Here is a 20,277-nt window from a genome sequence, read left to right as displayed (position 1 = left end):
ACCCACATCAGCGGTACAGTGCGCAGAAGGTTTAACTGTATGGGTACAGCTGAGGATAGCGAGTGAACTTATGCAGGAGCGAGCGGGCCTCGCGATGCTGTCGACCCGGCCTGGATTAAAACCGGGTTGATACGTTCGCGAGGCCCCCCTTGAGAGGTGTATTAACGAGCCGCGCCGAGTTGACCTTTTTCGTCAGAGAAGACGATTTCAACGCGACGATTTTGTGCACGACCACGCTCGGTGGCGTTCACATCTACCGGATACTGATCGCCGTAACCTTCCACCTGGATACGCTTTTCATCGATACCCAGATCGATCAGCACATCCGCCACCGCCTGTGCCCGCGCAAGGGACAGCTTGAGGTTGTCATCCCTGCCGCCAGTGCTGTCGGTGTAACCCTCAATTCGTACAACACGCTTTGGATTCAGTTGCAGAAACTGCACCAGCTTGAGCACCGTACGGTTGGCAGAGTTTTTCAGGTCGGCTTCGCCGGTATCAAACAACACGTCGCCCAGGGTCATCACCAAGCCACGGTCAGTCTGAGTCGTGGCCAGGCTGACGATCTGTTCTTCCAGCCATTGGCCCTGCTGCTGAACGCTCAACAATTTGGCTTCACGCAGTGCCAATTGCAGACGCTGGCGCTCCAGTTCAAGCTTGGCGGCCCGCTCTTCGTTCAGTACCTGCTGGGTGTGTTCACGGGCGATTTCGCTGTAGCGCTGGCTCAGATAAGCGTAATGCTCCACATCGTTGCCACTGCCCCAGTAGGAGGACAAACGATCAGCCCGCGCCAGCGACTCGCCGGCGCGAATCACATCCTTGGGCGCAATGCGCAGCACGTTGCTGTCTTCTTTGACCGCCTGAAAATCGCTGGTGGCCTGTTGCAGGACCTGATCACTGTTGTGATGCCCCGCACAGCCGGCCAGGCTCATGCAACCGGACAACAGCGCACCACTGAAAACTGCAGATTTAAGGCTCATTGCGCCTCCGCCAGCTGCTTGCGCAAACGCGCAATGCGGGTATTGAGCACGTTCAATTGCTCCTGGCTTTTTTGCGTCAGTACCCGGGCCTCGGCCAGTCGGGCATCCAGTTCGGCCTGTTCAGCCTGCATGCGCGCATCCTTGTAGGACTCATCGAGCATGTCTGCCTGCGCCTGAGCCAACTTGCTTTCGGCTTGCTTGAGTTCAGCCGTATCGTCGGTACTTGCGCCTACCGCCCTGGCTTGTTCCAGAGCTTGCTCGCTCAAACGCAATTGTTCATTGGGCGCCGGATCGGCTGCACAACCCGCCAAAGCCAAAACGGCCAGGGCGACGAAAAAAGGTCGCAATGTCACTAAGAATTCCTACTGTTTTGGGGCGCTGAGCGGTTGTTGCAGCTGGGCTTTCCACCGCTCCAGATTGCGTTGCACTGCTGCCTCGGCCAGGCCGGAGGCGGGCAATTCTGTCATCTTTTTGGCAAGCTGTCCGCGCAACCAGGGCTCATTGCAGGCCGAGTCATGGGAAATCGCCAAAAACAGCCCCGGTTGATCAATTGGCTGTGAATGCGCCAGCACGTCGTCGGCAATGCCCAGGGTTTGAGCCGTGGCCATGCCCGCGTAGCGGCCAGCCACTACATAGTCGACTTGCCCCAGCAGCAATTTCTGGAAAGCTTGAGTCAGGCCCGGCTGAGGCTTGAGCGTTAACTGATGCCGGGCAAATGTATCGAAGGCCTCTGTGGGTCGGGCTTTTTCCGAGATAGCCCCTACATGCCCGCTTAGATCGGCCGGCGTTTCGTAGGCCAGCGTTGAATCTTTAAGGGTCCAGACCAAATAGTCGTTACGCACCAGAGGCGGATGAATGTAATCCAGTGAAGAGAGCCCGGCCACTGTCAGTGGCGCATCCAGCAGCATGTCCATGCGCCCGGTCCGGACTTCGTCCTGAGCCTGGGAACGCTTGCCGCCATAAAGCACTTCAACCTTGATACCCAACTCCTGACCCGCTTGCTGCATCAGGTCAGCACTGGCACCCATCAAATGCTCCGGATTACCGGGGTCACGCCACAGATAAGGCGGCGCATCCGGGCTACCGGTCACGATCAGGCGCTCACACTTGCCCGCGGCCTCAGACAGCAGGGGCAAAAACACCAACCCCACAAGCAGCCTGCTCATCTGACGCATATCCATAACCCTACACTCCACACACCCGATTCAGACGCATAAAAAAACCCGATCACCCGGCTGCAAGGAGCAGGCAAAACACAGAGTGTTTCGCCCTTCCCCGCAGCCCGCGTGACCGGGCTCTTTATAAGTGAAGCAACTGGATTAAACCAGCTTCTCCAGCTCGGGTACTGCTTCGAACAAGTCCGCCACCAGACCGTAATCGGCCACCTGGAAGATCGGTGCTTCTTCGTCCTTGTTGATCGCAACGATCACTTTGGAGTCTTTCATGCCGGCCAGATGCTGGATCGCGCCGGAGATACCGACCGCGATGTACAGCTGTGGCGCGACAATTTTGCCGGTCTGGCCGACCTGCATGTCGTTCGGTACGAAACCTGCGTCAACCGCCGCGCGGGAGGCGCCCACTGCAGCACCCAGCTTGTCAGCCAGGGTGTACAGCAGTTTGAAGTTATCGCCGTTCTGCATGCCGCGACCGCCGGAAACGACGATTTTGGCAGCGGTCAGTTCGGGACGGTCCGACTTGGCCAGTTCTTCGCCAACAAACGACGAAGTGCCTGCATCGTGAACCGCTGCAACCGCTTCAACCGCTGCCGAACCACCTTGTGCGGCAACCGGGTCGAAACCGGTGGCGCGGACGGTGATCACTTTGACTGGCGCAGTGGACTGTACGGTAGCAATGGCGTTACCGGCATAGATCGGACGCGTGAAGGTGTCAGCGCTTTCAACCGAGATGATCTCGGATATCTGGTCGACGTCCAACTGCGCAGCAACACGCGGCAGGATGTTTTTACCGTTGGAGGTGGCGGCAGCCAGGATGTGGCTATAGCCCTTACCCAACTCAGCTACCAGCGGAGCAACGTTTTCCGGCAGCTGGTGGGCGTAAGCCGCGTTGTCAGCAACCAGTACTTTAGCCACTCCGGCGATTTGCGCGGCCGCTTCAGCCACAGCACCAATGCCCTGGCCTGCAACCAGAACGTTGATATCGCCACCGATTTTTGCGGCAGCGGCTACGGTGTTCAGCGTAGCCGGAGCCAGCGTCTTGCCGTCGTGTTCTGCGATTACCAAGATAGTCATGATTAGATTACCTTCGCTTCGTTTTTCAGTTTCTCGACCAGTTCAGCCACCGACTTGACCTTGATGCCGGCGCTGCGTGCAGCCGGCGCTTCAACTTTCAGGGTCTTGTTGGTCGAAGCGGTCGAAACACCCAACGCGTCTGGCGTCAGCACTTCGAGCGGCTTCTTCTTGGCCTTCATGATGTTTGGCAGAGACGCATAACGCGGCTCGTTCAAACGCAGGTCGGTGGTGATGATGGCCGGCAAGCTCAGCGAAACAGTTTGCGCGCCGCCGTCGACTTCACGGGTCACGGCAACCTTGTCGCCCGCAACGATAACTTTCGAAGCGAAGGTGCCCTGACCGTAACCGGTCAGCGCAGCCAGCATCTGGCCAGTCTGGTTGTTGTCGCTGTCGATGGCCTGTTTGCCCAGGATCACCAGTTGCGGCTGTTCCTTGTCGACCACGGCCTTGAGCAGCTTGGCCACGGCCAGCGAGGTCAGGTCTTCGGCGGATTCGACGAGGATGGCGCGATCGGCACCCAGAGCCAGCGCGGTACGCAGCTGTTCCTGAGCCGTGGTCGGGCCGATGGAGACGACGACGATTTCAGTCGCAACACCTTTTTCTTTCAGGCGTACGGCTTCTTCCACAGCGATTTCGCAGAAGGGGTTCATCGACATCTTGACGTTGGCGAGGTCAACGCCGGAGTTGTCCGCTTTGACGCGAACCTTAACGTTGTAATCGACCACTCGTTTGACAGCTACAAGAACCTTCATGGATTCCTCGTTACTCTCCGGTGAAAAGAAAGTCGCCTAGGCGAACCTGGCGGTTGATGCTCATCGGCACAAGGGCACCTCCAAAGATCGTTGCTGTGCCCTTCTTATAGAAAGAATGACGAGCGCCAAATACTTCCCTTGCGACCGTCTATCAGGTGTGACTACCAAGTCATCCACCAAAAGGACGTGTAAACTCCGCTCAAAAAATGGCAGGCTCCTACAGGCTCGTGCCTGTGCCCTGTCTTTAGAGGTGCTCTTGAAACCAATAATCAGCCTACGGCGAGCGCAAAACCGACCGTATCTTGACCGGAACGCCTTTTGCGGTCAATACAGCAAATCCGCCACTTTTAAGCCGTGCATCTTTGATTTGTCTGGGCTGCAGCAGATTCAAACAAACGTTTGTATTGGACGCTGCTAGTGGTGTAGATATAATGCCGCCCCTAGAGAGAACGGCGCGTCATCCATTGCGTCTTCAGGCTGCTGCTGAGGGATTAATGGATGAAGTGCCAAACCTCCAATTAGAAAAATACCGTTGAGCCTTGAGTAGGAGAGAACCTGTGGAACGCGAATACATGGAATTCGACGTGGTCATCGTCGGCGCCGGCCCTGCCGGTTTGTCCGCCGCCTGCCGTTTGAAGCAGAAGGCCGCCGAAGCCGGTAAAGAAATAAGCGTCTGCGTGGTTGAAAAAGGCTCCGAAGTCGGTGCTCACATTCTGTCCGGCGCCGTGTTCGAACCCCGCGCCCTGAACGAATTGTTCCCGGACTGGAAAGAACTGGGCGCTCCTCTCAACACTCCCGTTACCCGCGACGATATTTATGTACTGCGCAGCGACAGCACCGCAACCAAGGTGCCTGATCTGTTTGTGCCCAAAACCATGCACAACGAAGGCAACTACATTATCTCGCTGGGCAACCTGTGCCGCTGGCTGGCGCAACAGGCCGAGAACCTGGGTGTAGAAATCTACCCGGGCTTCGCCGCCCAGGAAGTGCTGTTCGACGAAAACAACGTGGTTCGCGGGATCATCACCGGTGATCTGGGGGTTGACCGTGAAGGCACCCCGAAAGAAGGCCTGTACACCCCCGGCATGGAACTGCGCGGCAAGTACACCTTGTTCGCGGAAGGCTGCCGCGGCCATCTGGGCAAGCAACTGATCGAACGCTACAAGCTCGACAGCGAAGCCGATAGCCAGCACTACGGCATCGGCCTCAAGGAAATCTGGGAAATCGACCCGGCCAAGCACCAACCGGGCCTGGTGGTTCACACTGCCGGCTGGCCGCTGGACATCATCAGCAGTGAAAATACCGGCGGTTCGTTCCTGTACCACCTGGAAAACAACCAGGTGGTTGTCGGCCTGATCGTCGATCTGTCCTACAGCAACACCTTCCTGTCGCCATTTGATGAGTTCCAGCGCCTCAAGCATCACCCGGTACTCAAACAATACCTCGAGGGCGGCAAGCGCATCAGCTACGGGGCGCGGGCACTGGCCAAAGGCGGTTTGAACTCGCTGCCAAAAATGGTTTTCAACGGTGGCGCACTGATCGGTTGCGACCTGGGCACCATGAACGTGGCCAAGATCAAAGGCAGCCACACGGCAATGAAGTCCGGCATGCTCGCCGCCGAGTCGGTGGCTGAGGCGCTGCTTGGCGGCTCGGAGGGCGGTGATACGCTCAACACTTATGTTGAAGCCTTCAAAGCCAGCTGGCTGTTCGACGAACTGTTCGCCAGCCGCAACTTCGGCCCGGCGATGCACAAGTTCGGCCCGATCATGGGCGCCGGTTTCAACTGGCTCGATCAGAACATCTTTGGTGGCAAACTGCCGTTCACCCTGCATGACACCAAGCCAGACTATGCGTGCCTGAAGCTGGCCAAAGACTGCAAGCAGATCAGCTATCCGAAACCGGACGGCAAACTCAGCTTCGACAAGCTCAGCTCGGTGTTTATCTCCAGCACCAACCATGAAGAAGAGCAGCCGTGTCACCTCAAGCTGCGCGACGCGAGCATTCCGATCAACGTCAACCTGCCGCTCTACGACGAGCCGGCCCAGCGTTACTGCCCGGCTGGCGTGTATGAAGTGATCACCCAGGAAAGCGGCGAGAAGCGGTTCCAGATCAACGCGCAAAACTGTGTGCACTGCAAAACCTGCGACATCAAAGACCCGTCGCAGAACATCACCTGGGTCACCCCGGAAGGTGGCGGCGGCCCGACTTACCCGAACATGTAAGTCGTTTCGCGCCCACTAAAAAGGCTCCCTCGGGAGCCTTTTTTAATCGGTGCGAAATAACAAAAGCCCCGTAGGAGCGAGCTTGCTCGCGAGCTTTGAAGGCGCTGAAGAGCTCGCGAGCAAGCTCGCTCCTACAGAGGAATATGCAGATGCCTTTAGCGCCCCACACCTTCATACCCGCTCGACCAACTGCACCACCATACAAATCAAAAAACCGACACAAACCTGTAGGAGCGAGCTTGCTCGCGAGCTTTGAAAGCGCTGAAGAGCTCGCGAGCAAGCTCGCTCCTACAGAAGAATATGCAGATGCGCGTCAGCAGCCTGCGCCTTCATGGCCCGGGCTACGCTCGAAGTAGCGTTTGTACTCGCGGCTGAACTGCGAGGTGCTTTGATAACCCACCCGCTCCGCCACTTGCGCCACCCCCAGCCCTTCGCTCAGCAACAATTGCTGGGCGCGCAGCAGGCGCAGGCGCTTGAGGTACTGCACCGGCGACAGCAAGGTACTGCGCTTGAAATGCTCATGAAAGGTCGACGCACTCATGTTGGCGCAGCGGGCCAGTGTCTCGACATTCAGCGGTTCGGCAAAGTGCTCGTGCAAGTGGCTCAACGAAGCAGCTACCCGCGCGAATTGCCCTTGTTGCTCGACCAACGCCCTTAACACACTCGCCTGTGGTCCGCGCAGGGCGGCAAACAGCACCTCGCGCAAACGGGCCCGGCCCATGATCCGGCACTCCAGCGGGTCATGCAGACACCGCAACAAGCGTTCAACGGCCTGGCGCATTTCGTCATCCAGCACTGCCGAGGTCATGGACTCCGGTGTCTGTGCCACCGCGCTGCGCTCAGGGTCCAGCCCCATGGCCAGCACCAGCTCGCCCAACACTGCACGATCAATGCTGATCGCAACCCCCAGCAATGGCATGTCTTCAGAGGCGAAGGTTTCGCACTCAAAAGGCACCGAAAGCGCTTGCACCAGGTAATGTCCGGCACCGTATTCCAGGGTGCGCTGCCCCAGATAGGCCAACTTACTGCCTTGGGCGATCACCATTAGGCTAGGCTCATAGATCTGCGGCATCCGGGCCACGGTATTACACGCCGAGACCACCCTCACTTCAGGCATCAAGGTATGGACAAAACCCAGCTGAGTAGCCAGAGGCTTGATAAGCGACACCAGCACGGCATTCTCATCACGGTGACGAGTCAGAAACATGAAGTAAGTTCACAAGAGGAATAGACAGCCGCATCTTCGCAGAACTGGTCATTAAAGCGACAGTTCATCCGCGTCGCCGGAGGAATAGGCATGACAGGCGGAGGAATCGTCATAGTCCTGCAAGATTTGTAAGCGCAAAATTGCCCCCTGTTCACTGTTAACGCTTTTCGAGGTTCCCCACATGTACAACGCCATCGGTTATGCCACACAGACATCTACCGCTCCCCTGACGCCCATGAAGTTCACCCGCCGCGATCCGCGACCGGATGATGTGGCCATCGAAATTCTGTACTGCGGCGTTTGTCACTCCGACATTCACCAGGCTCGCAATGAGTGGGGCTTTGCTGTTTACCCGGTAATGCCGGGCCATGAAATCGTCGGCAAGGTTACGGCTGTCGGCGACAAGGTCACCAAGCACAAAGTCGGCGATCTGGTTGGCGTGGGCTGCATGGTCGATTCGTGCCGCGAGTGTTCCGCGTGCAAGGAAGACCTGGAGCAATACTGCCTTGAAGGCGCGACCATGACCTACTGCACCCCGGACCGGGTGGATGGCAGCAACACCATGGGCGGTTACTCCGACAGCATCGTGGTCAGCGAGCACTTCGTGGTACGTATCCCGGAAAAACTCGACCTGGCCAGCGCAGCTCCCCTGTTGTGCGCCGGTATCACCACCTACTCGCCGCTGCAGCACTACGGTGTTGAGGCGGGCGATAAAGTCGGGATTCTGGGCATGGGCGGCCTGGGCCACATGGGCATCAAGTTCGCCAAAGCCATGGGCGCCGAAGTCACCCTGTTCACCCGCTCTGAAGCCAAGGCTGCAGAAGCCTACCGTCAGGGCGCCGACCACGTGATCGTGTCTACCGACCCGCAGCAGATGAAAGCCGCAGCTGACAGCTTCGACTTCCTGCTGGACACCATTCCGGTGCCGCACGATCTGAACCCGTACCTGGAAACCCTGCGCTTTGACGGCGTACACATTCTGGTCGGCCTGATCGAACCGGTAGAACCTGCACTGAATGCGTTCAACCTGGTGTTCAAGCGTCGCGTACTGGCCGGTTCCTTGATCGGCGGCATTGCCGAAACCCAGGAAATGCTCGACTTCAGTGCCGAACACGGCATCACCTGCGACATCGAAATGCTCGACATCAAAAACATCAACGAAGCCTTTGAACGCGTAGTCAAAGGCGACGTGAAATACCGTTTTGTAATCGACATGAAAACCCTGAAGGCCTAAAGCTCACCCTCCTCGCTCTGTAGGAGCCTGGCTTGCCAGCGATGCCGACAAGCCAGCTCCTGCAGTGGGGGTCGCGTTAGCTGGCGGCACCCAGCTCAGCCGATATCTGCTGCGCTGCGTGAGTGACGACCGGTATCAAGCCGGTCATTTTCTCCAGTGACATGTACGGCACGGTGCTGGCGATACTGATGGCAGCCACGATTTTGCGGCTGGCATCGCGTATCGGTGCGGCCACACAACGGATCGAAGGTTCGTTGTCTTCCAGGTCAAACGCGTAGCCACCCGCCACATAACTGCGCATACGCTGCTCAAACTGTTCCCACGACACTTCCTGATGCTCCGGCCACAACGGGTTCTTGCCATCGGCAGGATGGCTGGCTTCGTACAGCCGTCGCCACTCTCCCGGCGGCGCATCCAGCAACATCGCCTTGCCGATCCCGGTCCGTGCCAGCGGCATGCGATGCCCTACCCGAGAGCGCATCTCCGGGCCATTGCGCCCCGGGTTTTTGTGCAGGTACAGCACCTCGTCGCCTTCGCGCACCGCCAAATGGATGGTATCGCCGGTCAACAACGACAACTCATCCAGATACGGCCCGGCCAGCGTCACCAGCGGCACCTCTTCTCGCGCCTGAAACCCCAGCTCGATCAGCTTTGGCCCGAGCAAGTACCCCACCTGCGGCAAGACCCGCAGGTAACGCTCGTCCACCAGGCAACTGGCCAGGCGATGGGTCGTGCTGCGCGTAGTGCCGATCGCCCGGGCGATGTCTTTAAGGTCGCGCGCGCCATTGGCCACAGCGTGTACCACCGCCAGTCCGCGAAGTAGGGTTTGAGTGCCGGTGGGTGCGATTTTCGGGGAGTCGTCCTGCATAGCCAGCCTTTGCATTTAGGAGGTGAACCGGGCGGCATTATGGTCGCCCGGTCGACTGACGGCTAGGGTCTGTTGAGGTTTGCCTCTGGCCCCACCCCTAGAGCTCGATACGTTCCACTTTGCCTACCAGCAGGATGTAGGACAGCGCACCCAGCAACGCCAGCACCGAGATGTAGGTGATGGCCGGGGCGAACGAGTCCCCGGTGGCCAGAAAGCCGATCACGATCGGGGTGGTGATCGCCGACAGGTTGCCGATGAAATTGAACACCCCGCCGGTCAGCCCCAGCAGCCGGGCCGGTGCCAGGGTTGAAACCAGCGACCAGGTAATCGACGCCAGGCCGTTACCGAAAAACGCCAGCGCCAGAAATGCAATCACCAGCGGCGTCGAGTCGACAAAGTTGGCGCCGATGATCGAGGTCGAGATCAGCAGCCCGCCAATGATCGGCAGCTTGCGGGCAAAGCCCACCGAGTAGCCGCGCCGAATCAGCCAGTCGGAGAAGAACCCCGAACACAGCACGCCCACGAATGCGGCCAGAAACGGCAACGAAGCCAGCAGGCCGGACTTGATAAAGTCCATGCCGCGATATTTCACCAGGTAGGTAGGAAACCAGGTCAGGAAAAACCACAGTGTGGAGTTCAGGCAAAACTGCCCCAGATAAATACCCCACAGCTTGCGCTTGCTGAGCACGATGCCCAGGTCCAGCCAACTGAACGGTGCTTTGCGCTTGGCGGTCTGGCTCTGAATATCCACCAGCGCGCCGCCCTCACTGATCAGGTCGATCTCTGCCTGATTGGCGCCCTTGAAATCCCGCGGCTCGCGGTACACCGCATACCAGATCACGGCCCAGATAATCCCGACAATACCGGTACTGACAAACACCATGTGCCAACCCCACTGGTGCTGCAGCCAGGCCAGTACCGGCGTCAGGAACGCCAGCCCGACAAATTGCCCCGAGGTGTAGAAGCCAATGGCAGTGGCACGTTCGCGCTCGGGGAACCAGGTGGTCACCACCCGGCTGTTGATCGGATACGCCGGCGCTTCCAGGGCGCCAACGGCCATGCGCAACACGAACAGGGCGATGAAGCTGGCAGCGAAACCGAGCATTACCGTGGCCACTGACCACAGCAGCAGGGCCACGCTGTACAGAATGCGTGGCGGCACGCGGTCCACCAGCCAGCCACCGGGAATTTGCATGGCCGCATAGGTCCAGCCGAAGGCCGAAAAAATCAGTCCGACATGAACCGGGTCAAGCCCCAGGTCAGTAGTCAGTGCCGGCGCTGCAATCGACAGGTTGCTGCGGTCCAGGTAGTTGATCACCACCGTGATAAACAGCAGGACCATGATAAAAAAACGCTTGCGGCTCGGCGTCACCAAAGACGCAGGCGCGACGATGCTTGAAGATGACATGGGCATGCCTCTTTTTTATGGTTATTGAGGTCGTTTCAAATACAGGGTCCGACACCCCTGTGGGAGCTGGCTTGCCAGCGATGCGTCTCAACCCGAAGCGCATTGACCCCATCGCCGGCAAGCCGGCTCCCACAGGTCTTGCATCAGATCAGGGACTCACCACTCGGCAAAGCTGCCATCGGCATGACGCCAGATCGGGTTGCGCCAGCGGTGGCCAACCAGCGCGCGCTCGCGCACGTACTCTTCGTTGATCTCGATACCCAGGCCCGGCCCATTGGGGATTTTGACGAAGCCTTTGTCGTAGTCGAACACCGCCGGATCCTTGACGTAATCCAGCAGGTCGTTGCTTTCGTTGTAGTGAATGCCCAGGCTTTGCTCCTGGATAAACGCGTTGTAGCAAACCGCATCCAGTTGCAGGCACGCAGCCAGCGCAATCGGCCCCAGCGGGCAATGCAAGGCCAGCGCTACATCGTAGGCTTCGGCCATGTTGGCGATTTTACGGGTTTCAGTAATGCCGCCGGCGTGGGAGGCATCGGGCTGGATGATGTCGACGTAGCCTTCACTGAGTACGCGCTTGAAGTCCCAGCGCGAGAACAGCCGCTCGCCCAGGGCAATCGGGGTGCTGGTCAACGGCGCCAGCTCTTTGAGGGCCTCGTAGTTTTCGCTGAGCACCGGCTCTTCGATAAACATCAGTTTGTACGGGTCCAGTTCCTTCATCAGCACTTTGGCCATTGGCTTGTGCACCCGGCCATGGAAGTCCACGCCGATTCCCACGTTGGGGCCCACGGCGTCACGCACTGCGGCCACGTTGGCCAGCGCCAGGTCGACCTTTTCAAAGCTGTCGACAAATTGCAGCTCTTCGGTGCCGTTCATCTTTATCGCAGTAAAGCCGCGGCTGACCGCTTCTTTGGCCGCCCTGGCCGTATCGGCCGGACGGTCGCCGCCGATCCACGAATACACCCGGATCTTGTCCCGCACCTGGCCGCCCAGCAGGTCGCTGACCGACACCCCCAGCGCCTTGCCCTTGATGTCCCATAGCGCCTGGTCGATACCGGCCAGTGCGCTCATGTGCACCGCGCCGCCACGGTAAAAACCGCCGCGATAGAGCACGGTCCAGATATCTTCGATATTGCGCGGATCTTTGCCGATCAGGTAATCCGACAATTCATCCACGGCAGTCGCCACGGTGTGGGCACGGCCTTCGACTACGGGCTCGCCCCAGCCGGTGACGCCCTCGTCGGTTTCGATTTTCAGGAACAGCCAGCGCGGCGGGACCAGATAGGTTGTCAGTTTGGTAATTTTCATCGCGTTGTCTCTCTTGTTCGATGGGGCGCGAGCGCCTTTCAGTCAGCCTTGCGCCGGGCGTTCCAGGCCTGCATATACGCTTTGGCGGTAACCGCCACGTCCTCGGCACTCATGCCGGGCTTGAACAGCCCCGAACCCAGCCCGAAACCGGACACCCCGGCGTCGACAAACACCTGCATGTTGTCCGGGGTAATCCCGCCGACCGGGATCAGCAAGGTTCCTGCAGGCAATATCGCCAGCCAGGCCTTGACCACAGCCGGGCCCATTTGCTCGGCCGGGAACATCTTCAATACATCGGCACCTTCGGCCAGCGCAGCAAAGGCTTCGGTCGGTGTCGCGACCCCCGGTGACAGGTACAGGCCGGCCGCCTTGGCGGCACGTAACACTTTCGGGTCGCTGTGGGGCATCACAATCACCTGCCCGCCTGCAGCCTTGACCAGTTCGACCTGCTCCGGAGTCAGTACCGTGCCGGCACCGACCAGGCAGTCGGCGGGCAACGTATTGCGCAATATGCGGATGCTTTCGTACGGCTCGGGGGAATTAAGCGGTACTTCGAGGGTACGAAAACCCGCGTCGTACAGCACCTTGCCGATGGCCTGCGCCTCTTGTGGACGCAGCCCACGAAGAATGGCGATCAGTCCGTTTTTTGCCAGTGCTTGCTTGAGCATCTCAGCCCTCCAGTTGCATGTGTCGGAGTAACCCGGCAGCTTGGGCCAGGTGCCATAAACCTTGCTCGGTGGCCTGTTCTGCCAGGCGCACATCTGCGAACCCGCAGGCAGCCAGTGCCCGTTGGTAGCGTTCACACAGTAGGGAATTGCCAATCAGGATGATCGCGGGCATCGGCGCTTCAGCTCGGCGTTCACGCAATGCGCCGCCCAACGCTGACAGCTCGTGACCAATCAACAGGCCCGACACGTAGTCCGGTTGCTGGGTGGGACTCAACTGCCCGGTCAGTCCCAGCGTGCGGGCACTGAACAGCGTCGACAGCGGCCCGAGCCGACCGTCGGACGAGAGCGCCACCTGCACACCGCGATCAAAGGCTGCGGGATCAAACTGCGCGGAGCGCTGCTGGGTGCGCCCCAGAATCGTGTGTTCACAGACGGCCGCGTACAACTCGCCGGTCATGAAGGTATCGAAGTGCACCAGATTGCCGTCCTGCACCTGCACCCATTTGGAGTGGCTGCCGGGCAAACCGATCAAGCAATCATCGAGCTGAGGGAAACTCTGCAGCACCCCCAGCACCTGGGTTTCTTCGCCGCGCATCACATTGGGCAAGGCGCAACGCTGGATCACACCCGGCACAATATGCAGGTCGACCCCACGCACGCTACGGACTGTCTGCAAGGCCGTGCTCAAAGCATCTAGGCTGGCCGGGGTTTGCCGGTAAGGCGCTTCGCACCAGCCCTGGGCACTGCCCACCATGCCGCAGGCAATCACCGGAACACCCGGGTTGGCATCCAGCCAGTCGCCGCAGGCATCGTCGAACGCCAGCTCAAAGCCGTCGGCGCACCACTGGCCAGCAACCAGCCGGGGAGTGCCGGGCAACTGCATGATCCCGCAGGCCAGCGTGCGCACTTTCAGCACCTGGCCAGCGGATCCGAGTAAATAAGCACGAAGGGAAGTTGTCCCCCAATCGAGGGCGATCAATTGCGCCTGCATCGCTTCACCTGTTTTGTTTTTAGCAGTGAATGCTGTGAATCAGTGCAGGCGACTATAAACCTTGGCGCGGCAAAATCTCAATATATAAATTGCTCTCCCACATATAGGGATATTTGTATGTGAGTAAAATCCTTGTGGGAGCCGGCTTGCCGGCGATGCAAACAGTGCGCAGGTCTGGTTCACCGCGCACAGGCAATCGCCGGCAAGCCGGCTCCCATAGAGTGTCAGCGGGGTGCTGGCAGGATTCAGGCCGGCTCGGGGCCGATGGGGAAGAACACGCCGCTGCTCCATACGCCCAGCCAGCTCTGGCCGTCGATGGGCCGGGCAACCGCCAGCTCGATCAGTTGATAGAACACGTTGCGGTGGATCAGCGCTTCAAGATTGCGCCGCACCAGCAGGTAGGGCGCAGGCTCCTGGGTATCGGGATCAATCACTATGCGCAGCGGATGTTCGCTGCCGGCCGTGATCTGCTCCTCAACATTGGTGGTGAAGCGCAGTACCTGCTGCTCGCCCTGCCCTAGAACCTCTAGCGTGACCGCCACAAATGGCGCGTCATCAACCTTGATCCCGACCTTTTCCACCGGGGTGATCAGGAAATAATCATCGCCGTCGCGGCGGATGATGGTCGAGAACAGTTTGACCATGGGCTTGCGGCCAATCGGCGTACCCATGTAGTACCAGGTGCCGTCACGGGCGATGCGCATGTCGATATCGCCGCAGAATGCCGTATTCCAGAGGTGAACAGGTGGCAGGCCTTTGTCGGCTTTGGGGATTTGCGCCAACAGGTTACTGACGTCTACCGGCTCACTCATGTTGCTCTCCTGGTTTTATTGGTCGCTCAAGCCTATCAAGCTGCGCGCGTACTTGGCGAGCGGCGGGCCGATGAGGTCCGCCGGCTTGTTGTCATGGAACGTCAGCAACCCGCCGCGACTGCGAATGGTCGCGGTATCGATCAGGTACTGGGTGCTGGTCTCGATCAGCATCACCTGGATGACGCCGCTATCAATTCCCAAACGGCTGATTTCTTCCTGATCCAGCCATTCATCGCTGTTCCCGATACGGTCGTCAGCCCGTGCAAAGCGGGTGTACAGCAAGTAATGCGCACCAAAGCCACGGGCTTCGGTCATGGCCTGGTCAAGCCCCAGCGGCGCTTTGGCGCGGCGCACCATAGGGAAGTATTCGATAAAGCCGTTATAGGCTTCTTCGGCCACCACATTGGGTCGCACATAAGGGTCGCCCACGGGTGCAAATGCCCCCTGGGCTATGTAGATAAAGGAGTCCGGCTGGATGCGCAACGAATTGCTGCGTCGCGTATTGCTGTGATCGAGCAGACCGGCATCGCTCATTTGATAGCGCGCGCCCTCCCCCAGGTCGCTGACCGTCATACAGCCACCCAGCGCCAGAACCGACAGCACCACAAACAGACTACGCATTGCGCTCTCCCGAGGGCCGGCGACAGAAAACCGGCGAATAGTCGCGTAATGCAGTTTGCGCGCCAGTTTGCAGGGGCCTCATACATCCGTAGCAGCTGCCGAAGGCTGCGTCCGATTGCGAAGCGATCGTAGTGGCTGATCATGCAGCTTGCCTGACACACCGCACAGGCTGATTTTACGAAGGCTGCGCCCTCGGACGCAGCCTTCGGCAGCTGCTACGGGTTATCTACGGTTTGGCCTCATCAGCGCTGCTTCAAGCGGTCGATCACCACCGCCAGCAACAGGATCGAGCCGCGAATCACGTACTGGTAGAAGGTGTCGATGTTCTTGAGGTTCATCGCGTTTTCAATAATCGCCAGAATCAACACCCCGGCGATCACATGCCGGATCATCCCCACCCCACCGCTCAGCGATACCCCGCCCAGCACACAGGCCGAGATCACGGTCAGCTCGAAGCCCTGCCCGATCATGGGCTGGCCCGAGGTCATGCGCGAAGCCAGGATCACCCCGGCCAGCGCGCCAATCAGCCCGTGTACGGCGAAGATAATGATTTTGGTACGGTCGACATTGACCCCTGCCAGCAGCGCCGCCTCCTGGTTGCCACCAATGGCCATGGTGTTGCGGCCATAGGTGGTGTAGTTGAGCAGCCAGCCAAAGAACAGGAAGCAGACGATGGTGATCAGGATCGGTACCGGTACGCCAAACACCTGGCCGTTACCAAAGACGTAAAACGCCTCCTGGGACACCCCTACTGCCTTGCCATTGGCAAAGATATACGCCAGCCCGCGCACGATCTGCATGGTTGCCAGGGTGGTGATCAGCGCATTGACCCGCAGCTTGGCGATGACGATGCCGTTGATCAGGCCGACAATCAGGCCCATGCCCAGTGCCGCGCTGACACCCAGAAAAACGCTGTCGGTGTCGCGCATGACCACCGCCGCCACCACGCCGGAGCAGGCAATCACCGACCCTACGGACAGATCGAAATGCCCCGACGCCAGGCAATAGAGCATGGTGCAGGCAGCAATCCCGGTGGTGGAGATGGCCAGGCCCAGGCCACGCATGTTGAGCGGCGACAGGAAGTTGTCGATCAGCAAGGTGCAGAGCAGAAAAATCGCAAACGCCGCCAGCAACATGACCCAGTCGTCGAGAAAGCGGCGCATGTCGAGTTTTTTGCGGGGTGTCGGCAGTGTCGAATCTTGGGTTGTCATACAAACCTCTCAGTGGGTCACGCCGTTAGCCGCGCTGGCGGGGCAAGGCCATTTGCAACAGGTTCGATTCATTGGCCCGGGCTCGCGGCAGTTCACCGCTGACCGCGCCTTCGCACAAAACCAGAATGCGGTCGCTGATCCCCAGCACCTCCATCAGGTCGCTGGACACCACGATCACCGCAATGCCGCTGGCTGCCAGGCTGTGGATGATCTGGTAGATCTCCGCTTTGGCGCCGATATCGATGCCCCGGGTCGGCTCGTCAAGCAGCAGCACTTTCATCGGCATCGACAGCCAGCGCCCGAGGATGGCTTTTTGCTGATTGCCCCCGGACAGGTACATGATTTTCTGCGACGCGGCCGGGGTCTTCACATTCAGGGCACGGATCTGCCGGTCGGCATTGCTGCGCTCCCACTCGCTGTGCAACAGGCAACCCAGGGTGGAATGGGCGCCACGGGCACTGATGTTGATGTTCTCCGCGACGCTGGCCAAAGGAATGATGCCTTCCTTTTTACGGTCCTCCGGGCATAGCAGCACCCCGGCAGCAATTGCATCCCGGGGCGAACGCAGCTTGAGTGCAACGCCTTGCAGCTCTACCTGGCCGCCGCTGTGACGGGCCAGCCCGCCGAGCAGGCGTAGCAGTTCGGTACGCCCGGCGCCCACCAGCCCGAACAGGCCGAGAATCTCGCCTTTGTGCACCTCAAAACTCACCGGCTCGCGCAGCCCCGGCCCGAGCAAGCGGTCGACCTTGAGCGCCACTTCGCCAGACTCACGGGGGCGATAGTCATAAATATCCTGAATGTCGCGACCGACCATGCAGGTCACCAACTGGTCATGGCTCAGCTCACTCATGTGCTCGAAGGTGCGCACATAGCGACCATCCTTGAACACAGTGACCGCGTTGCAGATGCGGAATACTTCTTCCATGCGGTGAGAGACATAGAGCACCACTTTGCCTTCGTCACGCAGGCGCTCGATGATGGTCATCAGGCGGTCGATTTCCCGCGCCGAGAGGCTGCTGGTGGGTTCATCGAAGGCAATGACATGGGCCCCGCGGGACAGTGCCTTGGCGATTTCCACCAGTTGGCGCTGGCCCAGCGACAAGCGGGCAACCTTCTCCTGCGGGTCGATTTCATCCGCCAGGCCCTTGAGCAACTGCAGGGCATTGCGCCGCAATTCCCCGCGTTTGATCAGGCCAAAACGCGCCGGCAGGTGGCCGAGAAACAGGTTCTCGGCCACGCTCATTTCCGGCACCAGGTGCAGCTCCTGATGGATCACCGCGACCCGATTGGCGATGCTTTCGGCGGTAGATTTGAAGACCAGCAATTGCTCGCCGATCTGCAAGTTGCCGCTGCTTGGGGTGTAGGCACCGCCAAGAATTTTCAACAGGGTGGATTTACCGGCACCGTTCTCGCCCATCAGCGCATGCACCTGGCCGGGATGGGCGACAAAGCTGATATTGGCCAGCGCCTGGACCCCGGGGAAATGCTTGCCGATGCCATTGAAGCGCAGGCTGTCGGTGTTGCTCGTCAGTGCTGAAGTGGCTAATGGCTGCTGCATAGTGACCTCGACTCAATTCCACAAACCGATCTTGGTCAGCTCTTCCTGAAAGTTGTCCCGGGTAATCAGCGTTACTTCGTCCATGGCGGTGTACAGCGGCGGTTCTTTGCCTTCGGTAATCCACTCAAACATCATGGTCGCCGTCTTGTAGCCTTCGATATGCGGGCTCGGCAGCATGGAGCCGTAGAAACCGCTGTTGGCCTTTTTCAGTTCGCCAATGGCGTCGGTGCCGTTGATGCCGATCCCGATGACGTTGGCAGCGGCGAAACCGGCGCTTTCCGTGGCCCGCACCCCGCCGAGCACGGTGCTGTCGTTCATGCCGCCAATAATCAGGTTTTTCGCGCCGCCGGGCAGTTTGACCAATGCCGAGTTGGTGGCATCCATGCTGCCGGGGACGTCGAGGGTTTTAAGCGCCGAGTACAGAATGTGATCATCCGCCAGGCCCGCGTCCTTGAGGGATTTGACCGAGCCGTCGGTGCGTTTTTTACCGGTGTCCAGTTCATTGAAGGTGTTGATTACGGCGTAGGTATCGTTCCAGTCCCAGTTGCGTTTTTTCGCTTCGGCGACCATCGCATTGCCCTGTTTCTGGCCGACTTCGAACGCCGCCATGCCCAGGTACGGCACCTCTTGCATAAACTTGCCGTTGGCATCGACAAAGCGGTCATCGACAGCGATCACTTTCAAACCGTTGGCCTTGGCCTTGGCCATGATCGCCGGGCCCAGGCCGACATCCGGCGGGCAGATGACAAAGCCCTGGGCGCCGTTGGCCGCCAGGCTGTCGATGGCCGACAGGGTCTTCTCACCATCGGGCACGGCGATTTTGATCAGCTCGAAGCCTTTGTCCTTGGCGGCCTTTTCTGCGAACACCCACTCGGTCTGGAACCAGGGCTCTTCTGCCTGTTTGACCAGAAAGCCGATCTTGACCGGGTCGCCAGCCAGCAAAGCACTGCTCAGACTCAATGCAGTAGCCGCCAGGGCTGCGCAGCACAGGCTACGAATGATGGGACGACGGTTCATGGCAAACTCCTTGTTGTTATTTTTAAAGTGTTTGAAAACCTGACAGGTCGGGCCATTGCCTCAATCGTGGTAAAGCACCGAGCGCCCGCCATCGATGGTGATGCAGGACGCATTGATGAACGGCGCCTCATCGCTGGCCAGGAACACCGCGGTCATGGCCACTTCCAGCGGCTGGCCGATACGCCGTGGCGGATGCAGATCAAGGGCCCGTTGGCGCTCGGCATGGGGATCGGCGAAACCGTTCCAGTAATCGACGTTGAGCTGGGTCTCGATGTAGCCGGGGGCGATGGCGTTGACGCGGATGCCTTTGGGCGCGTACTCGATGCCCAGCGCGCGGGTGAGCCCCAGCAGGCCGTGCTTGGCCACCGGGTACGGGAAGCAGCCCGGAATGATGTGGCTGGAGTGGGTGGAGGCAATGTTGATGATGCTACCGACGCCCTGCTCGATCATCTGTGGCAATACCGCCTTGCAGCCATACCAGGCGCCATCCAGATCGATGGCGAAACAGCGGCGCCAGTCGTCCTCGGTCATTTCCAGCGGATCGCGAAACACATTGACCCCGGCGCAATTGACCAGCACATCGACCCGGCCATGCAACTCCATGGCCAGCGCGACCATGGCATGCAGATCAGCCTGGCGCGACACGTCGGCCTTGATGGCCTGCACATCGCCCCCTTGCTCACGCCAATGGGCGGCGACTTTCTCGACCTTTTCGGCCTGGATATCGCTGATGACCATTTTCGCCTGTTGCGAGACGAAGCTGGCAACGATCGCCTCGCCGATGCCCTGAGCGGCGCCGGTGAGCACCACTACCTTGTTTTTCAGGCGCTCACCACGGGGCGGCGCAGGTACCGGCGGCAAGGAAAGGGCTTCAGCCATGGATCAAAACTCCAAAAAAAAGGCACGACGAAAACCGGACATCTGTCGATGGCCGGCCTAGAAACCTGGGGTATGGGGGAGTCACACGGGCGCGCAGGGGAATCCTGGGATATCTGGGCATCACTTCACCTGTTTTATTTTTTTAGTGTGAGTGCGTGGAGCTGATGCCGACTATAAACCCGGAAACGGGAAAGTCTCAATATATAATTTTGCGTCCCATATACAGGGATTAAGCATAAATATCTGTAGGAGCGAGCTTGCTCGCGAGCCTTTTAAGAGCTCGCGAGCAAGCTCGCTC

19 protein-coding genes are annotated in these 20,277 nt (G+C 59.3%); 2 read left to right on the top strand and 17 right to left on the bottom strand.

Annotated elements, in window-relative coordinates:
- Positions 1–161 precede the first annotated feature (161 nt).
- The 5 genes from ACP7BO_RS04250 to ACP7BO_RS04230 all read right to left on the bottom strand — a co-directional run bounded on the left by ACP7BO_RS04250 (position 162) and on the right by ACP7BO_RS04230 (position 3,978).
- The gene (locus tag ACP7BO_RS04250) at positions 162–977 is read right to left on the bottom strand and encodes an OmpA family protein (protein WP_397456042.1); all 816 of its coding nucleotides are present in this window, start codon (positions 975–977) and stop codon (positions 162–164) included.
- Positions 974–1,330: a DUF4398 domain-containing protein gene (locus tag ACP7BO_RS04245; RefSeq protein ID WP_060691134.1), complete on the bottom strand. Its 357-nt coding sequence runs from the start codon at positions 1,328–1,330 to the stop codon at positions 974–976. Before ACP7BO_RS04245 ends, ACP7BO_RS04250 begins: the two co-directional genes overlap by 4 nt.
- A 9-nt stretch (positions 1,331–1,339) precedes the next feature.
- Entirely contained in the window at positions 1,340–2,158 is an 819-nt protein-coding gene (locus ACP7BO_RS04240) for a substrate-binding periplasmic protein (protein ID WP_426208746.1), read from the bottom strand.
- Positions 2,159–2,296: 138 nt separating this feature from the next.
- Positions 2,297–3,226: an electron transfer flavoprotein subunit alpha/FixB family protein gene (locus ACP7BO_RS04235; protein ID WP_426208744.1), complete on the bottom strand. Its 930-nt coding sequence runs from the start codon at positions 3,224–3,226 to the stop codon at positions 2,297–2,299.
- A 2-nt stretch (positions 3,227–3,228) separates the two neighbouring features.
- Complete coding sequence (locus ACP7BO_RS04230) at positions 3,229–3,978, bottom strand: electron transfer flavoprotein subunit beta/FixA family protein (RefSeq protein ID WP_060691131.1); 750 nt, start codon at positions 3,976–3,978, stop codon at positions 3,229–3,231.
- 557 nt (positions 3,979–4,535) lie between these two features.
- Between ACP7BO_RS04230 and ACP7BO_RS04225 the strand changes: the two genes are divergently transcribed.
- Positions 4,536–6,200, top strand: a complete 1,665-nt coding sequence (locus ACP7BO_RS04225; RefSeq protein ID WP_397456039.1) for an electron transfer flavoprotein-ubiquinone oxidoreductase — start codon at positions 4,536–4,538, stop codon at positions 6,198–6,200.
- A 313-nt stretch (positions 6,201–6,513) separates the two neighbouring features.
- Here ACP7BO_RS04225 and ACP7BO_RS04220 read toward each other — a convergent pair whose 3' ends face one another.
- The gene (locus ACP7BO_RS04220; RefSeq protein ID WP_060691129.1) at positions 6,514–7,407 is read right to left on the bottom strand and encodes an AraC family transcriptional regulator; all 894 of its coding nucleotides are present in this window, start codon (positions 7,405–7,407) and stop codon (positions 6,514–6,516) included.
- Positions 7,408–7,588: 181 nt separating this feature from the next.
- On the opposite strand from ACP7BO_RS04220, the gene calA reads away from it, so the two are divergent.
- Complete coding sequence (gene calA, locus ACP7BO_RS04215; RefSeq protein ID WP_426208741.1) at positions 7,589–8,641, top strand: vanillin reductase; 1,053 nt, start codon at positions 7,589–7,591, stop codon at positions 8,639–8,641.
- Between the two features lie 76 nt (positions 8,642–8,717).
- Here calA and ACP7BO_RS04210 read toward each other — a convergent pair whose 3' ends face one another.
- The 11 genes from ACP7BO_RS04210 to ACP7BO_RS04160 form a co-directional block, all read right to left on the bottom strand.
- Positions 8,718–9,509: an IclR family transcriptional regulator gene (locus tag ACP7BO_RS04210; RefSeq protein WP_397456037.1), complete on the bottom strand. Its 792-nt coding sequence runs from the start codon at positions 9,507–9,509 to the stop codon at positions 8,718–8,720.
- A gap of 97 nt (positions 9,510–9,606) precedes the next feature.
- Positions 9,607–10,917, bottom strand: a complete 1,311-nt coding sequence (locus ACP7BO_RS04205; RefSeq protein WP_397456036.1) for an MFS transporter — start codon at positions 10,915–10,917, stop codon at positions 9,607–9,609.
- A 156-nt stretch (positions 10,918–11,073) separates the two neighbouring features.
- On the bottom strand, positions 11,074–12,222 hold the full coding sequence (dgoD, locus tag ACP7BO_RS04200) for a galactonate dehydratase (protein WP_003442443.1): 1,149 nt from the start codon (positions 12,220–12,222) through the stop codon (positions 11,074–11,076).
- 38 nt (positions 12,223–12,260) lie between these two features.
- Positions 12,261–12,890 (bottom strand): 2-dehydro-3-deoxy-6-phosphogalactonate aldolase, encoded by a 630-nt coding sequence (locus ACP7BO_RS04195; protein ID WP_426208739.1) that lies wholly within the window; start codon positions 12,888–12,890, stop codon positions 12,261–12,263.
- Between the two features lies 1 nt (position 12,891).
- Complete coding sequence (locus ACP7BO_RS04190; RefSeq protein WP_397456034.1) at positions 12,892–13,881, bottom strand: 2-dehydro-3-deoxygalactonokinase; 990 nt, start codon at positions 13,879–13,881, stop codon at positions 12,892–12,894.
- A gap of 245 nt (positions 13,882–14,126) precedes the next feature.
- A complete protein-coding gene (locus tag ACP7BO_RS04185; protein ID WP_073508809.1) occupies positions 14,127–14,693 on the bottom strand; it encodes a DUF1285 domain-containing protein in 567 nt (188 codons plus the stop codon).
- A 15-nt stretch (positions 14,694–14,708) separates the two neighbouring features.
- Positions 14,709–15,314 (bottom strand): DUF4823 domain-containing protein, encoded by a 606-nt coding sequence (locus ACP7BO_RS04180; RefSeq protein ID WP_060691123.1) that lies wholly within the window; start codon positions 15,312–15,314, stop codon positions 14,709–14,711.
- A gap of 242 nt (positions 15,315–15,556) precedes the next feature.
- The gene (araH, locus tag ACP7BO_RS04175; protein ID WP_060691122.1) at positions 15,557–16,525 is read right to left on the bottom strand and encodes an L-arabinose ABC transporter permease AraH; all 969 of its coding nucleotides are present in this window, start codon (positions 16,523–16,525) and stop codon (positions 15,557–15,559) included.
- 25 nt (positions 16,526–16,550) lie between these two features.
- Positions 16,551–18,083, bottom strand: coding sequence for an L-arabinose ABC transporter ATP-binding protein AraG (gene araG / locus ACP7BO_RS04170; protein ID WP_426208736.1), 1,533 nt, complete (start codon positions 18,081–18,083; stop codon positions 16,551–16,553).
- A 12-nt stretch (positions 18,084–18,095) separates the two neighbouring features.
- On the bottom strand, positions 18,096–19,100 hold the full coding sequence (locus ACP7BO_RS04165) for a substrate-binding domain-containing protein (RefSeq protein ID WP_397456030.1): 1,005 nt from the start codon (positions 19,098–19,100) through the stop codon (positions 18,096–18,098).
- 60 nt (positions 19,101–19,160) lie between these two features.
- Positions 19,161–19,979, bottom strand: coding sequence for an SDR family oxidoreductase (locus tag ACP7BO_RS04160; protein WP_060691119.1), 819 nt, complete (start codon positions 19,977–19,979; stop codon positions 19,161–19,163).
- Between the last annotated feature and the right edge of the window lie 298 nt (positions 19,980–20,277).

Source organism: Pseudomonas sp. TWR2-1-1, from assembly GCF_049897045.1.
GTDB classification, from domain to species: domain Bacteria; phylum Pseudomonadota; class Gammaproteobacteria; order Pseudomonadales; family Pseudomonadaceae; genus Aquipseudomonas; species Aquipseudomonas versuta.
The sequence above is the reverse complement of the archived record's forward strand: the minus strand, read 5'-3'. Positions and strand labels throughout refer to the sequence as shown.

Bases quoted from the DNA above. Each gene is read 5' to 3' on its own strand.
- ACP7BO_RS04250 (WP_397456042.1), bottom strand. From the start codon at position 977: ATGAGCCTTAAATCTGCAGTTTTCAGTGGTGCGCTGTTGTCCGGTTGC.
- ACP7BO_RS04240 (WP_426208746.1), bottom strand. From the start codon at position 2,158: ATGGATATGCGTCAGATGAGCAGGCTGCTTGTGGGGTTGGTGTTTTTG.
- ACP7BO_RS04235 (WP_426208744.1), bottom strand. From the start codon at position 3,226: ATGACTATCTTGGTAATCGCAGAACACGACGGCAAGACGCTGGCTCCG.
- ACP7BO_RS04230 (WP_060691131.1), bottom strand. From the start codon at position 3,978: ATGAAGGTTCTTGTAGCTGTCAAACGAGTGGTCGATTACAACGTTAAG.
- ACP7BO_RS04220 (WP_060691129.1), bottom strand. From the start codon at position 7,407: ATGTTTCTGACTCGTCACCGTGATGAGAATGCCGTGCTGGTGTCGCTT.
- calA (WP_426208741.1), top strand. From the start codon at position 7,589: ATGTACAACGCCATCGGTTATGCCACACAGACATCTACCGCTCCCCTG.
- ACP7BO_RS04210 (WP_397456037.1), bottom strand. From the start codon at position 9,509: ATGCAGGACGACTCCCCGAAAATCGCACCCACCGGCACTCAAACCCTA.
- ACP7BO_RS04205 (WP_397456036.1), bottom strand. From the start codon at position 10,917: ATGTCATCTTCAAGCATCGTCGCGCCTGCGTCTTTGGTGACGCCGAGC.
- dgoD (WP_003442443.1), bottom strand. From the start codon at position 12,222: ATGAAAATTACCAAACTGACAACCTATCTGGTCCCGCCGCGCTGGCTG.
- ACP7BO_RS04195 (WP_426208739.1), bottom strand. From the start codon at position 12,890: ATGCTCAAGCAAGCACTGGCAAAAAACGGACTGATCGCCATTCTTCGT.
- ACP7BO_RS04190 (WP_397456034.1), bottom strand. From the start codon at position 13,881: ATGCAGGCGCAATTGATCGCCCTCGATTGGGGGACAACTTCCCTTCGT.
- ACP7BO_RS04185 (WP_073508809.1), bottom strand. From the start codon at position 14,693: ATGAGTGAGCCGGTAGACGTCAGTAACCTGTTGGCGCAAATCCCCAAA.
- ACP7BO_RS04180 (WP_060691123.1), bottom strand. From the start codon at position 15,314: ATGCGTAGTCTGTTTGTGGTGCTGTCGGTTCTGGCGCTGGGTGGCTGT.
- araH (WP_060691122.1), bottom strand. From the start codon at position 16,525: ATGACAACCCAAGATTCGACACTGCCGACACCCCGCAAAAAACTCGAC.
- araG (WP_426208736.1), bottom strand. From the start codon at position 18,083: ATGCAGCAGCCATTAGCCACTTCAGCACTGACGAGCAACACCGACAGC.
- ACP7BO_RS04165 (WP_397456030.1), bottom strand. From the start codon at position 19,100: ATGAACCGTCGTCCCATCATTCGTAGCCTGTGCTGCGCAGCCCTGGCG.
- ACP7BO_RS04160 (WP_060691119.1), bottom strand. From the start codon at position 19,979: ATGGCTGAAGCCCTTTCCTTGCCGCCGGTACCTGCGCCGCCCCGTGGT.